Origin of the sequence: Paracoccus shanxieyensis, assembly GCF_009711265.1 — a bacterium.
GTDB classification, from domain to species: Bacteria; Pseudomonadota; Alphaproteobacteria; order Rhodobacterales; family Rhodobacteraceae; genus Paracoccus; species Paracoccus shanxieyensis.
The window spans coordinates 37,966-51,637 of the sequence record NZ_WMII01000022.1 but is presented as its reverse complement, the minus strand read 5'-3'; the positions used below and the strand labels follow the sequence as shown (position 1 = coordinate 51,637).

Sequence of the window (13,672 nt, the reverse complement as noted above, 5' to 3'; positions counted from 1 at the left end):
ACAGGGACCTCCCCGCCGTCCGCACCGCCAGCGCTTTGATCCGCGCAGTGCGGACGGCGGGGCCCCTCCTATGGACTATCGCTACCCTACGCGCCAAGAAAACGCTTGCCAGTCCAGATAACATCTAACCAGGCATGCACCGCCATGAAATCGTCGACCGCGCCGCCCCATTTCTTCACCGAGGAGAGGGCGTGGTGGTAGGGATGTGCCATCGAAGCCACCTCAGAAATCATGGGTGGTGAGTTCGGACGAGGTGAAGCGCTCGTTGAACTCGAGATGGATGCAGCGCGCCGCGGCGTCGAAGCAGAACTCGCCCCAGGCGCCGTCGTTGTTCTCCCAACCGCCATGGGTGTCGCTGAGAAAGTCGTAGGCCAACTGCTCGACCACATCCTCCAGTGACAGGTTGCGCATCTCGACCTCGGGGTCGTCCCAGGTCAGCGCGGCGTATTCGATCTCAGTCGCAGGGAACTCGATGGCTGTCTCGCCGGACCATGCGCCGATGCTTTCGATCTGGCCGCTGTCCCCGGCACCGTCGAAGGTCACGGTGACATGGGTGATGCCTGCGGCCATGAGGCCGTCGAACAGGCGGTCCTTGTTGCCGGGGCGCAGTGCTTCGATCCGAGAGGCACGCTCGGCATGGGCCGCGAAGATCTGCGCCATGTCGACGGTCGAGGGCCCCATCGGGGGCGCGAGGGAGGGTTCTGTCAGATTCATCGGGTGTCTCCGGTAGAGGGAAGGGATCGGAGCGGGGCCGAGCGATCTCTCTCCCCCGGACAAGCTCCAAATCCCCCCTGCCCCTCTCTGTCTCTCGGGCCTCACGCAGCGACCTGCAGCGCCCAGGCGGCAAATGCGCGCCAGAGCGGGTCGACGAGACGCCCGTCCAGGAGATCGGCGCGGTGGCGCTGCCGAACCGCCAGATCGGGCTCACCCCAGAGAACCGCGCGGTCCGCGTGCGCACGCAGCTGGCTTGCCTCGGTCACGACGCCCCGCGCTTCGGCCGCGCTCATCACCGGGTGACACCAAGCGACGGCGTGGTCGCTAGCTGCCCCGGCCAGAACAAGGCGCTCGTCGCGGTCAAGGATCGCGAGAAGCTGGGGCGGGGCATCCGGGGCGATGCCCTCGGCATGGTCGATCGCGCCCTGCACGGCCTCGGCTAGCGTCGCGAAACGGAAGAGGACGAGCGGAGCCGCGCGGCCCGACATGAGATCAGCCGGTGCGCGCCGCGACAGGGTCAGGGCGAAGGGATGACTGGGGTCAGCGTCGTCCGAGGGGAAATGCGGCGGGACGCCCCGCGCGGAGGCGGTCGGCTGGATCGGCAGGGGCAAATCGAACATGGGAAGATCTCCGACGGCGCGGGAAGCCTCTCTCCCCGCCTCAAACCGCCAAAGACCAAACCGCCGCCCTCTTCCTCGAAGGGGCGACGGGCAGACCGGCTGGGCAAGCATTTCAGGTAAGGAGCACCAACCTATATTGGGTGCTCATAACGACATGGACACCGCGTTGGGCTTATGGCACATGCTCAACATGGAAATCTTGCTTCAGATACCGACCGCTTGGCTGAACAAGCGAATTACGTTCCCGGCCTGACAGTCGGGCCGGGTGGTCGGTTTCTATAACTCGCATGCGTCTTACGCATCCAACAAGGTTACCATCAATGTCAAATGCATCCCCAACTCTGCACATAATGTGCGGGAAAATAGCTTCTGGAAAATCCACTCTCGCGTCCCGACTTTCTCGCACGCAAGGCACAATCGTCATCGCCGAGGACGAGTGGCTGAATGCGCTTTTCCCAAATGAAATGTCTTCGCTCTCAGACTATGTGCGTTGTTCGTCCAGCTTACGCAGAGTCATGGGCCCGCACGTGGTATCGCTCCTAAACAATGGTCTTTCGGTGGTGCTAGATTTTGCCGCGAACACAGTGACGCAACGCAACTGGATGCGCACGCTTGTCAGTGCGAGCTCCGCTTCTCACCAGCTACATGTCTTGGATGTATCAGACGAGGTCTGCCTGAGAAGGCTGCGCGAACGGAATGCGACCGGCGAGCACCCGTTTGTGGTGACTGATGATCAATTTCATCAGTTCACAAAGTACTTTGAAGTCCCAGGACCGAGCGAAGGCTTCAATATCGTGAAACACGGCAATTAGCCTCGAATGGGACGCCAAAGTGGCGTCCCATCTCCTCTTGTTTACCCGACCCGGTCGAGGAGCTTCTTGGCACGCCCTTCCATGTCGAGACGGGCATCCTGCTGGGTCTTGTCGCGCGCAAGCCGCGTGATGCCCTGCACGAAGTCGAAGATGCTCTCGGGCGGGCGGCCCTCTTCCATCAACACCTTCTCGATGATCTTGCCGGATTCCGCCTTCGAGAAACCGCGCTTGCGTAGGAAGTCTTCCCGGTCCTCATCCGTCCGCGCCACAATCTGCTGCCGTGCCGCCTTGATGCCGTTCACAAAGCCCTGCGGCGAGGAATTGGCAAACCGCGTCAGCGCAGGGGCAGCCTCATGGGCAAAGCGCGAGGCCGCGTATTTCGAGTGGCGGATCTTGATTTCCTGAAAATCCTCGACGCCCCAGAGGTTGCGGTTCTGGCACACGGCCCGCAGGTAGAAGCTCGCCATGCCGAGGGTCTTCGCCCCCACCTCGGAGTTCCAGCAGTAGAAGCCCCGGAAGTAGAGATCGGGTGAGCCGTCGGGCAGACGGCCCGCCTCGATCGGATTGTGATCATCGACCAAGAACAGGAAGACGTCGCGGTCCGAGGCGTAGAGCGTGGTCGTGTCGCGGCTGATCTCGACATCGGGGTTGTAGACCCCGGTCGACCAGTCGAGCACACCCGGCACCTTCCAGCGCGTGTCGCCGGTGCCATTGCCCGCGATGCGCTGCACCGCCTCGACGAGTTCATGGTCATGGATGCGGCCATAGTCCGGACCGGTGACCGCGCGCAGTTCCGTGCGACCATCTTCCGTCTCCAAGGTTTTCACCTGCTCAGCGCGGTGGTTGGTCAGGCCGTACTGAAGATTGATCCCAGCCAAAGGCGCAGGCAACTGCCGCAGGTAGGACGCCGGGGCGCCGACGATGCTCGCAAGCTGGCCAAACGCCCAGTGCGTGGGCGCGACCGGTTTATGCGCCTTCGGCAGCATGAGGTGCAGCCGCTCGGGGTTGTCGCGCGCGGCCTCGACGCGGATGTCGGCGGTCTGCACCACACGGCTGCGGCTGCGCTCGGACCGACCTTTCACATTGGCCCAGAGATCGTCGAGCGACAAATACCGCTCGTCATCGGGCCGGTTGAACCATTCGGACGACACCCTCCCGTTCCGTTCACCCCGGCTGACATCCACTTTCCAGCCACCCGCCCTCACCGGTGCGACCGGATCCAGAACTTCCACAACACCCATCGGCTATCTCCCGCGACGGGCGCCGGGAGCCACTCTCCCAACCCTCGACCCGTCACCGGGAAACCGGCACTCCTCTTGCTTTACGGGAAGCGAAGGGCGGGAGGCCGATGCTGGGCCTGTCTAGTTGTTGCCGCAAAAGTGGACGCTCGGTGGAGGGGAGGGGACAGAGGCCCCATGTCTTCTGAATGCCGACGGGTTTGCGCAATTGGTCTGCATCAACGATGGCACCCCGGGCACAGTCACAGTGTCATCCAGCTTTGGATTCTGGCTCGACCTTTCCAGTTTCTTGAAGGCCCGACAGGATGAACGAGCAAAAGAGCGCCCAGCACGCGCCCACAGCCCAGCCTGCCAGAACATCACTCGGCCAGTGCACTCCAAGATAGACACGGCTCATGCCGACAAGTGCCGTGAGAAACACTGCGAGCGCCAAAACGTAGATCTTCAGCGCCAATGTCTGCTGCGTCCGGGCTATCAGAATGCCGAGCGTCAGGTAAACAACGGCCGACATCATTGCATGGCCACTGGGAAAGCTGTTGGTGAAGACCGCAACGGAATGAGGGACAAGGTCCGGTCGCGGTCGGGCGAAGCTCCACTTCAGCAGGTTCGAGAAGGCAACGCCCCCAACCACGGAGGCGACCACCAGTCCTGCCGTTTTGGCCCTCTTGGAGAACAAGAGCCAACTCGCAACCCCAAAAGTGATGACTGCCAGCACTCCTGTGCTTCCCAGAGCGGTGAAGTCGCGGACCATCTCATGCAACCAGGGCGGACCGATGGGCTGAGTGATGTCGCCGGGTGTACGAAGGGCCATCAGGATTGCTTCGTCAAACGTGCGCGTTTCTCCCTCAACGACCTCATCTGCGATTTTGATGAATCCGAAGAGGAGAAGAGAGCCGACAGCTACAACCGCTGCCACTGCCTTGTCGATGCCCGTTGCCTTGAGGAACTCCAGTGCGCGTCGGTGCCCGGTGTCATTGGAACTGCTCATTGGTGTCCTTCCTGCTGGAGCGCTTTCGACCGTCGAATGAAGCGGTACTCATGCCAGGCGAGAACGAGGACGATCAGGTCAAGCATTGTGATCGTCACCAGAACGAAGGTTATGTCGAAAGTCATCCTATAGACCTGATACGCGATGAAACCGATCATGGCAGCAATGAAGGCCGGATAGGCCCAAACCCGGTTCGTGAGCACTGCCACGACCAGCACCAGCTTGATCAGGCCATGGCTGAAGAGGTACCAGGCCGCGAAGGACTGAGCATCAGCGGTGAAGCCTTCGGCGGCCTTGCGAAGAGTGTTTGCGACAAGGTCTCGCGGGTCCTCCATGAGTTCAGCGCGGGTAAGGGCCGTGGCGAACTTGACGATCAATTCATGGCTCAGAAAAACCAAGGCAAGGCCGCCGAAGACTTCGGCCAGGCTGTGCAAGCCCTTCAGCCAGAGGCTCACCCGAAAGACACGCCGGATATCGTCTTCGGCGATCCGCATTATTTGCCTCCGCCTACATCAGTCGCATAACCCGAGGTTTCCTCAGCCACGATAATTTCGCGATTTCGTACAGCAAGGTGGAGCAACCAATGATCGCCGAACTTTGTGGGAATACTGTCGACCAGACCATCTGAAAGCTCCTCGATACATCGGTCGGCAACAAGTTGAACCCTCCACCGGCCAAGTTCAGCTCAAGTCAAACTCTGCCCGCAGGCCCGGCGAATTGTCGGAAAGATGCAACTCCGAACCATGCAAGCGCAGAATCGCCGTTACGAGGCTTAGACCAAGACCTGCGCCCGGAGTGTTCCGCGACGCGTCGAGCCGGACAAACCGTTCCGTGGCACGCTTGCGGTCTGCCTCCGGGATGCCCGGTCCCGTATCGGTGACCGACACCCGCCACCCATCCGGCACCGCCGTAACGGAAAGCTGGATGTTCGCGGGGACCGTGCAGTGACGCATCGCGTTGTCCGTCAGGTTCAGGATGGCTTGGGCAATCAGATCATCGTCACCGTGCACGATCGCGGTCGGTGGGATACCGGCGGTCAAGCGGTGCCCTACATCTTCTGCCGATGGTGCAAGCATATCGGTCAGCTCACGGCACAGCGTCGCGAGGTCAAAGGCTTCTGCCCGGAACGGCACAAGGCCTGCCTGCATCCGTGAGAGGCGCAAGATCGCGTCAAACGTCGCCGACAGGGCATCCAGATCCTCCAGCGCCCGGCCCAGATCGTCGCGCAGGTCATCCGGGGTCTGGTCTGTCAGGACATGTGGCTCCAGCCGCATCCGAAGTCGGGCAAGAGGAGCACGCAGGTCATGCGCCACGTCGGTCGAGACTTGCCGGATAGTGGCAATTCCAGCCTCCAGGTGTGCCAGCGTCTCGTTCACTCGGCTTGCCAGCCGCCCGATGTCGTCGTGGCCTTTGTCGACCACCCGCAGGTGATGCGCTCCGGCTCCAACCGCCGTGAGCACTTCCTCGAAACGATCTATCCGCGTTTCGTTTCGCCGCGCGATGAAGATCGCCAGCATGATTGACAGGATCAGTGCTACGCCAAGGCCCCAGGCCGTCCCCTGCAGCAGAACCTCGGTGTTCTCCGCGACCCATTCGGCGTCGCGACCGGTGATGATCCATCCTTGGGGTGACTGAAGCCCAAAGGCAAAGTAGTCGGTTGGCACGACGCCAGTTGGCGACACGGCCAAGGTCATGTCGCGACCGACACGCAGGGCGCGGTGCCCGGAAAAGGGATGGTCCGGACTGAAGTTGCCAGCGATCTGCAAGCCTTGAGGATCGATGTAGGCGGCCACGGCGGACCCGTCCCGTGCATTGGCGGAAAGCGCGTCGATCTGTTCCAGCAGGTCTTGAGGACCGCCGTTCTGCAGTGTGTAGGCCAGATTGCCAGCCATGCTTTCCACGTCGTGGCGCAGGCGGCCCGTCAATTCGCCCGACAAGAGTACATAGGCGACGGCCCCGGCCAGAACGGCTGCCCCGGCGAACACGCCCGAGATCATCAAGGCAAAGCGCATCGACCAGGACAGGCGGCGCGGCGTGGTCACGGCTGAAACACATAGCCCACCCCGTGCAGGGTGGTGAGGTAGGCCTTGTCGAACGGCTTGTCGATCTTGGCGCGCAATCGGCTGACATGAGTTTCGACCACACTGGTCTTTGGGTCGAAATGCAGACCCCAGACAGCTTCAAGCAGGATCGTGCGTGTCTGCACCCGTCCCGGCCGCTCCATGAAATGCTTCAGCAACAAGAACTCGCGGGGCTGCAGATCGATAGCGACGCCCGCCCGGTGAGCCTCTCGCGTCAGCAGATCGAGGTGCAGATCGCCTTGGCGCAATTCGGTCACCTCAGCCCGTAGGCCGGGGCGGCGGGCGATGGTGTCGATCCGCGCCAGCAACTCGGCAAAGGCGAAGGGCTTGACGATATAGTCGTCGGCCCCGGCCCTCAGGCCCGCGACCCGGTCATCAACCGCTCCCATTGATGTCAGCAGGATTGCAGGCGTCGCCACCTGCGCGGCCCGCAGGGATTTCAGCAACGACAGACCGTCGAGGCCCGGCAGCATCCGGTCGAAGAGGAACAGATCGTAAGGTTGCAGCGTTGCCTGTGTCAGTGCCTCGCGTCCGTCAGTCAGGTGATCGACGGAATGGCCCTCGGCGACCAGACCCTTGCGGATGTAGTCGCCGATCTCTGCATCGTCCTCTGCAACCAGTATCTTCACCCGGCGACCTTCCGGAAGTGGCGTTGCGGCCTTTTTCCTTTTCGCAATCATCGCCCCGGAACGGTTCCGCGACAAGCCGGGAAGGCGGTGTTTCCCTGATCTTACAATTTTGTAGGATTTGCTCCAAGAAACCCCGGCGCCGATCGCGGTTCTTACAAAACTGTAAGATCGTCACAAGAACTGACGGGAATCACGGAGCTAGGACAGGCCAATCGACGGGCTATCCGCCGCCACTCCTTTCCCGCAGGCTCCCATGTCCATCACGACCGATCCTTTCCGTATCCACAGCCGAATGACGCGCGTGCTGCATGCCGCGACCGCGCTTGCCATCGTTTGGCAGCTTGGCTTGAGCCTGCTCATGGTGCCGCCGGACGACGCGCCCGTCCTTGGCGCGCCGATGATCCTGCACGAATATGGCGGTGCCATCAGTCTCGTCGTCCTCGTGCTGTTCTGGCTGAACGCGATGACCCGTCGCACCGGGACAAGCCTGAGGGCGCTGTTGCCCTGGGGCTCGCCGGCCCGGCTGGCCGCGCTGTGGGCCGATCTCAAGGCGCATCTTGGGGCGCTTGTCCATCTGCGCGCACCAACTCATCAGGCCGATACAGGGCTGGCCAGCGCCGTGCATGGCGCGGGGCTGCTGCTGATGACCGCGATGGCGGCCAGCGGCCTTCTGTGGTGGCAGGGGCCTGCATCGCTGACCGAGACTGCCATCGAACTGCATGTCCTCTGCGGCAATCTCGTCTGGGCCTATCTGATCGGCCATGCGCTGATGGGTCTCTTCAATCATGTCCGCAAAGACACGTCCCTGGGCCAGATGTGGTCATTCGGTCCCCGCAAGGAGTTGAACTGATGCGAAATCTATTGCTTTCCGTGGCGCTGATCGCGGTGCCGGTCGCAGGCTTTGCCGCCGTCGAGATGTGGCTGCTGCCCGCACCTGCCAGCCAGAGCGCCAGCGCGGGTCTTGGCGATCTGGCGCCGTTTGCCATGATCGTGACCGACACCCAGACCATCGCCGCGACCGGCGATCTGGTCGCCGCGCAAACCCGGATCACCGATCTTGAAACCGCCTGGGACGAGGCCGAGCCAAGGCTGCGCGCCGCCGATGCGAACGCCTGGGGCGTTGTGGATACAGCTATCGACGATGCCTTGTCGGCCCTGCGAAAGGGGACACCAAGCCCGGTCGAGGTGACCGATACCCTCGCGGCGCTGCAAGAGACGCTCGCAGGCCCCGTGGCCGCCGCCGTCACCGGGGCACATATGGTGAACGGGATCGCCGTGACGGACGACACCGGACACGCGCTCCCCTGCGAGGCGATGCTGACCGATCTGTCCACCGCACTTGGCGGCCATACTGCCACGCCGGAAGTGGCAGACCTTCAGGCCCGCGCCCTGGAACGCTGCAACGCCGATGATGACACCCGCGCCAACGCCTTCACGGCACAGGCGCTTGCTCTTCTCAAGTCATAAGGTCCGCCATGCAACCTCAACTCACAAATCGCGTACCTGAAGTCACGCCGTCCTTCTGGTTGATCAAGCTGATGGCCGTGACCATGGGCGAAACCGCTGCCGACTATCTGGCGGTCAACCTCGGATTGGGCCTGACGGCCACGACGCTGCTGATGTCCGGTGTCCTGATCGCGGCCCTGATCTGGCAATTCGGCCAGCGCCGCTATGTGCCGCATGTCTACTGGGCCGCAGTGGTGCTGATTTCCATTGTGGGCACGCTGATCACCGACAACCTGGTGGACAACTTCGGCGTGCAGCTGATCACGACGTTCTGGGTGTTCTCTGCCGCGCTTGCAGCGACCTTTGCTCTCTGGTTCCTGTCGGAACGCACCTTGTCGATCCATGAGGTGTTCACCGCAAGGCGCGAGAGCTTCTACTGGCTGGCAATTCTGTTCACCTTTGCGCTTGGGACAGCGGCGGGTGACCTCGTGGCCGAAAAATTCGCCATGGGCTATCTGGCAACCGGCATCCTGTTCGGATTGATCATCGCCTCGCTGTCGTTCGGCTACTTCGCGCTGAAGCTCGACGGGCTCTGGGCCTTCTGGCTCTGCTACATCTTTACCCGCCCGCTTGGCGCGTCCTTCGGCGATCTCCTGTCGCAGCCCAAGGAATACGGGGGAATGGGCTTCGGCACGATCCCCACCAGCCTGGGCTTCCTGACCGTCATCGCTCTGACCGTCGTCTATCTGACGCTGCGCCCCGTGCCGCGCGCGGCGTGACAGAACCCAGCCCTCCGCCTTTAGGTGGGGGGCACCCGACAGTGTGAGAAAGCCATGACAGACGCAATCTCGACGACCGGCCTCGGCCGAAGCTACGGCGCAATGGTGGCCCTGCACCCGCTGACCATGACGGTTGCAAAAGGCGAGGTATTCGGTTTCCTCGGCCATAATGGCGCCGGCAAGACCACGACGATCCAGCTTTTGACAACGCTGGCACGGCCCACGACCGGGCGGGCCAGCGTCGCCGGACACGACATTCTGTCCGATGGGATGGCGGTACGGCGCAGCATAGGCTATGTCCCTGAAAACGTGCGGCTTTACGACACCTTCACCACCCACGAGAACCTTCTGTTCTTTGCCCACCTTTCGGCGGTGGACAATCCCGCCGATCGTGTGGCCGAGACACTCGATTTCCTCGGAATCGCCGATTTGGCCGCTCGGCGCGTTGGCGAGTTCTCCAAGGGGATGCGTCAGCGGGTTGGCCTCGCGCAGGCCATCCTGCACCGCCCCGCGGTTCTGTTTCTGGACGAACCGACGTCCGGCCTTGATCCGATGGGCGTCAAGCTGCTGCGCCGCGTGATCGAGCGGCTGAATGCGGATGGCATGACCATTTTCATGAACACCCATCTTCTGGGAGAGGTGGCCCGCACCTGCACCTCAATCGGCATTCTCAGTCATGGGCGGCTGGTGTTTCAGGACCGCATCGACACTGTCAACAACCTTTACGGCGACGAGCAGGCGCTTGAGGCGCTGTATCTGTCGGTGCTGCCTGAAGCCGGGCGGGCCGCATGACCACTTTTCGCCCACTGATCGGACAGGCCTTGTGGGGTCTGGCGCGGGACCGAACCGTCACTCTGATGGCAGCACTCTTTGTCATTCTGGTGCTGATTTCGGCTTGGCTTGGCTGGTCCGCAACAACAACCGTCAATGCCATCTACGCCGACGCAGCGAAGTTTCTAGCCGCAAGCGGTCAACCGGTGCCGCCCAATCCGGTCATGGAGACATCACCACTTGCGCTGCTGCGCAACCTGTCGATCTATGTCAGCCTGATCGGAGCGCTGGCAGCCAGCGTGACCGGGTTCCGGCTCGTGGCGACCGACCGCCGTGCCGGCGTGCTGCCACTGATCGGCTCGCGCCCGCTAGATACCTGGACCTATGCCGCGTCACGGCTGGTCAGTCTGGCCTTGGCGATGGCCGCGCTTGTCGCGCTGGCGGCGGCGGTCAGCGTGATGACGTTCCTGATCCTGCCCGGTCTTGTGGTCACCAGCGCAGACTGGCTGCGACTGACACTGTTCTTTGTCCTGTCTTGGGGATTCGTCATGCTGTTCGGGCTGGTCGCCCTTGGCGCAACAGCCACCGCGCGCAGCGAACCCGCCGGCGTGCTGACCCCGGTCTCAGTCTGGCTGGCGGTCACCTTCATCCTGCCGGCGCTCACCGGAAACATCCATCCGACCGCCGCGATCAACCCTGTCTCTGCCTTGGCGGCGGCCCCAGATACCGCCTTTTTCCACGTCATGGGCAGCCTGTTCGGGCCGCTCTCCGTAGCCGAAAGCTACAAGTTCCTCGCCGCCGATCTCTTGCGCTTTCTGCCGGATGGGATCCTCTCGCGCGGCACCGTCCCGCCGCTGCCGGCGCTATTCATGGCATGGGCCGTGGCCCTGGCCTTTGCCCTGCGCGGGCTCTCGCGGATCGACTTGACGAAAATCGACTTCGATGCGTAGCCCGATCCTGACCATCGCCCTGAAAGACGGCGTCGATGCCACCCGCGACCGGTTCTTGCAAACCGTGACCGCGTCTTTGGTCTTGGCCGTCGCAGTCTCTATCGTCTCAGGCGCAATCGCGCTGGCATCGGATGTCGCCACCTATGCCGCCGCGCGCGATCAGTTGCTTGCGCTCGGTAAACCCGCCAGCGCCATCGCTGCACCGGAGTTCTATCCCCTGAAGCTCTTGCGCGGTGCAATCGAGCAAATCGAAATCATGGGTGCGGTGATCGCCCTTTTGGCAGGGTACCGCGCCGCCGCCGTCGAACGGGGGCGTCAGACGCTGGCTCTGATCCTGACGCGACCCCTGCGGCATTGGCAGTTTCTGGCCGCCAAGCTTCTGGGTGGGATCTATCTCGCTGCGCTGTCTCTGTTGGCGGTGTTTGTCGTGGCCACGCTCCTGCTGGCAGTCCTTGCGGGGGTTGGCCTGTCGGGCGACGATCTGGCACGCCTCGCGATCACATGGGCTCTTGCGTCGATTTATGTGGCGGCGTTCTACACGTTGTCGTTCGGGCTTTGCCTCTGGGCACGCCAACCTGCCAACGGACTGCTCTTCGGCTTCGCGATCTGGCTGCTGATCGTGCTGATCGCACCGCAGATTGGCGACACGCTCGACCCCGACAACCAGGTTGCAGGTGGGGTCTTCGCGCAACTGTCGGTGCCGAAGGCCGAGCAGGACCGGATCAAGGCGGGATATGCGGGATATGAGGCCCTTCGCAACGGGATCGAGGTCGCCTCGGTCACCAAGCATTTCGAGCGGTTCAGCTTTGCCGTCCTCGGGATCAAGGACACCTACACCGGCACACCTTTAGCTGCCGTCCTGTCCGAAAAACGCGGCGACGCGCTCTTTATCCTGCTGTTCACCCTCGGGCTGGGCGGGCTTGTCCTGCTGCGTCCGATTTCCCCCGACCGCCTGACGAAGGAGTAATCCCCATGAAGACCGCCACAAGCCTTGCCCTGATCCTGTCTTTTGTCGGCACCATGTCGCTGGCTGCCGGGCCTGATACTGACGGTGACGGAGTGCCAGATACCGCAGAGCCGCTTCTGCACACTGATCCGGGAAACCCCGATACCGATGGCGACGGGCAGAACGATCTGGCCGACGCTGCCCCCGTGACCGCGCCCGACCCGACCGTTTCCGGGGGCGCCGTGTCGCCGTTTCATATTGGCGAAGCGCTGGTCGAGAACAACTTCGATCCCGTCGCCAAGGCCGATGCTCCCGACCACCTGGAACTGCAGCTGATAAACGACACCGCGACCGACGTGACCGGCCTCACCGTCTTCTACACGTTCACAGATGTGGACACTGGCGAGGCAGAGGCATACGCCGCATCCCTCGGTGCTCTGACTATCCCCGCCAGTGGCGAACTGCGCGTCCATTTCGACGAGACCGGCCTTCCCGCGCATCTGCGTGCAAACCCGAACTCCATCTATCTGACGAGCCCAGCAGCCAAGCACGTCACCATTTCAGTCCAGGCCGCAGGTTTTGAGCCGGTCAAGGCGACAGTGGAGAAAGATGCAGGCGGAGCGGAGGAAGCGGATTGAAAAAAGGCAAAGCTTGGCATTCTCGAAGCAGAACTTCCGATTGGATTTCAGGTCGGCCGTCCGATGACTTCCTAACTTGCAGCGCGCTTCCGACCTATATTGGGTTCCCGTTCAGACTGCCACCGATCGGCCCGAGCGGGAGCGGCTGGGCCCCGTAAACTTGCGTCTAGATCTGTCAACCATTTACGCCGTTTCGCAGCTGGCCCCTTTTCCCAGGAGATGAATGACGACAAGATAAACACTTCAGGAGCGCGATGAACAACAGTGCCAGAAAATACACACTGCACGCCGCCTTCGGCGTAGGTTCATTGGTGGGCACACTTGGTGGTCTCATTGGCCTCGGCGGTGCAGAATTCCGGCTACCCATACTGATTGGACTCTTCCGGTTCGCCGCTCTGGAGGCAGTAATCCTGAACAAGGCGACGAGCCTTGTCGTGGTCGCCACGGCCTTGCCGTTCCGGACAGGCACAGTTCCCTTGTCCGACGTCTTTGCGCATTGGCCGATCATCGTGAACCTGCTTCTGGGTAGCCTTGCCGGTGCCTGGTTTGGCGCGGGCTGGGCCACACGCCTGTCCTCGAGCACTCTTTACAAAGTGCTGGCCGCGCTCCTGGTGCTGATTGCTGGCGTCCTTCTCGTCGGGCATGACGCTGCGGCCTCAGGCGCATTGCTGACCGGCACGGTGCAGATGCTTGCGGGTGTGCTCTTCGGCTTCGGCATTGGTGTTGTCGCCTCCCTGATGGGTGTGGCCGGGGGCGAGCTGCTTATCCCGACGCTGGTTCTGTTGTTCGGGGCCGATATCAAGTTGGCTGGATCGCTGTCGTTGGCAGTCAGTCTGCCGACAATGCATGTGGGCTTCGCCCGCTACAGCCGCGACCAGAGCTTCACGGTTCTGGCGCGGAACGGGCAGTTTGTTCTGGTGATGGCTGCAGGTTCGATCCTTGGGACTTTCATTGGAGGAAAGCTTCTCGGCATCGTCCCGGATGCGATTCTGCTTCCCGCGCTTGCCGGAATACTGCTAGTTTCAGCCATGAAGGTCTGGCGGCATAAATGACGCGGAAC

16 protein-coding genes and 1 pseudogene are annotated in these 13,672 nt (G+C 62.3%); 9 read left to right on the top strand and 8 right to left on the bottom strand.

Annotated features, from left to right (window positions below):
• Positions 1 to 122: 122 nt before the first annotated feature.
• The 3 genes and pseudogenes from GL284_RS21805 to GL284_RS17890 all read right to left on the bottom strand — a co-directional run.
• Positions 123 to 212 (bottom strand): annotated as a pseudogene (locus GL284_RS21805) (DUF6915 family protein); the annotation flags it as partial.
• A gap of 10 nt (positions 213 to 222) precedes the next feature.
• Positions 223 to 714, bottom strand: a complete 492-nt coding sequence (locus tag GL284_RS17895) for a DUF6878 family protein (protein WP_131389920.1) — start codon at positions 712 to 714, stop codon at positions 223 to 225.
• Between the two features lie 101 nt (positions 715 to 815).
• Complete coding sequence (locus tag GL284_RS17890) at positions 816 to 1,334, bottom strand: DNA repair protein RadC (protein WP_131389918.1); 519 nt, start codon at positions 1,332 to 1,334, stop codon at positions 816 to 818.
• Between the two features lie 320 nt (positions 1,335 to 1,654).
• On the opposite strand from GL284_RS17890, the gene GL284_RS17885 reads away from it, so the two are divergent.
• On the top strand, positions 1,655 to 2,146 hold the full coding sequence (locus GL284_RS17885; RefSeq protein WP_131389916.1) for a P-loop nucleotide/nucleoside kinase family protein: 492 nt from the start codon (positions 1,655 to 1,657) through the stop codon (positions 2,144 to 2,146).
• A 41-nt stretch (positions 2,147 to 2,187) separates the two neighbouring features.
• Here GL284_RS17885 and GL284_RS17880 read toward each other — a convergent pair whose 3' ends face one another.
• From GL284_RS17880 to GL284_RS17860, 5 genes are all read right to left on the bottom strand, one after another.
• Positions 2,188 to 3,387, bottom strand: a complete 1,200-nt coding sequence (locus tag GL284_RS17880; RefSeq protein WP_131389914.1) for a DUF932 domain-containing protein — start codon at positions 3,385 to 3,387, stop codon at positions 2,188 to 2,190.
• Between the two features lie 247 nt (positions 3,388 to 3,634).
• On the bottom strand, positions 3,635 to 4,372 hold the full coding sequence (locus GL284_RS17875; RefSeq protein WP_131389912.1) for a phosphatase PAP2 family protein: 738 nt from the start codon (positions 4,370 to 4,372) through the stop codon (positions 3,635 to 3,637).
• Entirely contained in the window at positions 4,369 to 4,866 is a 498-nt protein-coding gene (locus tag GL284_RS17870) for a DUF2127 domain-containing protein (protein ID WP_131389910.1), read from the bottom strand. Before GL284_RS17870 ends, GL284_RS17875 begins: the two co-directional genes overlap by 4 nt.
• A gap of 186 nt (positions 4,867 to 5,052) precedes the next feature.
• The gene (locus GL284_RS21910) at positions 5,053 to 6,414 is read right to left on the bottom strand and encodes a sensor histidine kinase (RefSeq protein WP_131389907.1); all 1,362 of its coding nucleotides are present in this window, start codon (positions 6,412 to 6,414) and stop codon (positions 5,053 to 5,055) included.
• Positions 6,411 to 7,082: a response regulator transcription factor gene (locus tag GL284_RS17860; protein WP_131389905.1), complete on the bottom strand. Its 672-nt coding sequence runs from the start codon at positions 7,080 to 7,082 to the stop codon at positions 6,411 to 6,413. The genes GL284_RS21910 and GL284_RS17860 overlap by 4 nt, the downstream gene beginning before the upstream one ends.
• 253 nt (positions 7,083 to 7,335) lie before the next feature.
• Here GL284_RS17860 and GL284_RS17855 point away from each other — a divergent pair, with 253 nt between their 5' ends.
• The 8 genes from GL284_RS17855 (at position 7,336) to GL284_RS17820 (ending at position 13,664) form a co-directional block, all read left to right on the top strand.
• The gene (locus GL284_RS17855) at positions 7,336 to 7,932 is read left to right on the top strand and encodes a cytochrome b/b6 domain-containing protein (protein WP_131389903.1); all 597 of its coding nucleotides are present in this window, start codon (positions 7,336 to 7,338) and stop codon (positions 7,930 to 7,932) included.
• Positions 7,932 to 8,549 (top strand): hypothetical protein, encoded by a 618-nt coding sequence (locus GL284_RS21365; RefSeq protein WP_196216804.1) that lies wholly within the window; start codon positions 7,932 to 7,934, stop codon positions 8,547 to 8,549. The genes GL284_RS17855 and GL284_RS21365 overlap by 1 nt, the downstream gene beginning before the upstream one ends.
• An 8-nt stretch (positions 8,550 to 8,557) precedes the next feature.
• A complete protein-coding gene (locus GL284_RS17845; RefSeq protein ID WP_131389901.1) occupies positions 8,558 to 9,307 on the top strand; it encodes a COG4705 family protein in 750 nt (249 codons plus the stop codon).
• 54 nt (positions 9,308 to 9,361) lie between these two features.
• Positions 9,362 to 10,099: an ABC transporter ATP-binding protein gene (locus GL284_RS17840; RefSeq protein ID WP_131389899.1), complete on the top strand. Its 738-nt coding sequence runs from the start codon at positions 9,362 to 9,364 to the stop codon at positions 10,097 to 10,099.
• Positions 10,096 to 11,028, top strand: a complete 933-nt coding sequence (locus GL284_RS17835) for a hypothetical protein (protein ID WP_131389897.1) — start codon at positions 10,096 to 10,098, stop codon at positions 11,026 to 11,028. Before GL284_RS17840 ends, GL284_RS17835 begins: the two co-directional genes overlap by 4 nt.
• Positions 11,021 to 11,995 carry an ABC transporter permease gene (locus tag GL284_RS17830; protein WP_131389895.1) on the top strand — a complete coding sequence of 325 codons (975 nt, stop codon included), beginning with the start codon at positions 11,021 to 11,023 and terminating at the stop codon, positions 11,993 to 11,995. The genes GL284_RS17835 and GL284_RS17830 overlap by 8 nt, the downstream gene beginning before the upstream one ends.
• Positions 11,996 to 12,000: 5 nt before the next feature.
• Entirely contained in the window at positions 12,001 to 12,612 is a 612-nt protein-coding gene (locus GL284_RS17825) for a hypothetical protein (protein ID WP_131389893.1), read from the top strand.
• A gap of 254 nt (positions 12,613 to 12,866) precedes the next feature.
• Positions 12,867 to 13,664 carry a sulfite exporter TauE/SafE family protein gene (locus GL284_RS17820; protein WP_131389891.1) on the top strand — a complete coding sequence of 266 codons (798 nt, stop codon included), beginning with the start codon at positions 12,867 to 12,869 and terminating at the stop codon, positions 13,662 to 13,664.
• The last annotated feature ends 8 nt before the right edge of the window (positions 13,665 to 13,672 follow it).

Bases quoted from the DNA above. Each gene is read 5' to 3' on its own strand.
- GL284_RS17895 (WP_131389920.1), bottom strand. From the start codon at position 714: ATGAATCTGACAGAACCCTCCCTCGCGCCCCCGATGGGGCCCTCGACC.
- GL284_RS17890 (WP_131389918.1), bottom strand. From the start codon at position 1,334: ATGTTCGATTTGCCCCTGCCGATCCAGCCGACCGCCTCCGCGCGGGGC.
- GL284_RS17885 (WP_131389916.1), top strand. From the start codon at position 1,655: ATGTCAAATGCATCCCCAACTCTGCACATAATGTGCGGGAAAATAGCT.
- GL284_RS17880 (WP_131389914.1), bottom strand. From the start codon at position 3,387: ATGGGTGTTGTGGAAGTTCTGGATCCGGTCGCACCGGTGAGGGCGGGT.
- GL284_RS17875 (WP_131389912.1), bottom strand. From the start codon at position 4,372: ATGAGCAGTTCCAATGACACCGGGCACCGACGCGCACTGGAGTTCCTC.
- GL284_RS17870 (WP_131389910.1), bottom strand. From the start codon at position 4,866: ATGCGGATCGCCGAAGACGATATCCGGCGTGTCTTTCGGGTGAGCCTC.
- GL284_RS17855 (WP_131389903.1), top strand. From the start codon at position 7,336: ATGTCCATCACGACCGATCCTTTCCGTATCCACAGCCGAATGACGCGC.
- GL284_RS21365 (WP_196216804.1), top strand. From the start codon at position 7,932: ATGCGAAATCTATTGCTTTCCGTGGCGCTGATCGCGGTGCCGGTCGCA.
- GL284_RS17845 (WP_131389901.1), top strand. From the start codon at position 8,558: ATGCAACCTCAACTCACAAATCGCGTACCTGAAGTCACGCCGTCCTTC.
- GL284_RS17840 (WP_131389899.1), top strand. From the start codon at position 9,362: ATGACAGACGCAATCTCGACGACCGGCCTCGGCCGAAGCTACGGCGCA.
- GL284_RS17835 (WP_131389897.1), top strand. From the start codon at position 10,096: ATGACCACTTTTCGCCCACTGATCGGACAGGCCTTGTGGGGTCTGGCG.
- GL284_RS17830 (WP_131389895.1), top strand. From the start codon at position 11,021: ATGCGTAGCCCGATCCTGACCATCGCCCTGAAAGACGGCGTCGATGCC.
- GL284_RS17825 (WP_131389893.1), top strand. From the start codon at position 12,001: ATGAAGACCGCCACAAGCCTTGCCCTGATCCTGTCTTTTGTCGGCACC.
- GL284_RS17820 (WP_131389891.1), top strand. From the start codon at position 12,867: ATGAACAACAGTGCCAGAAAATACACACTGCACGCCGCCTTCGGCGTA.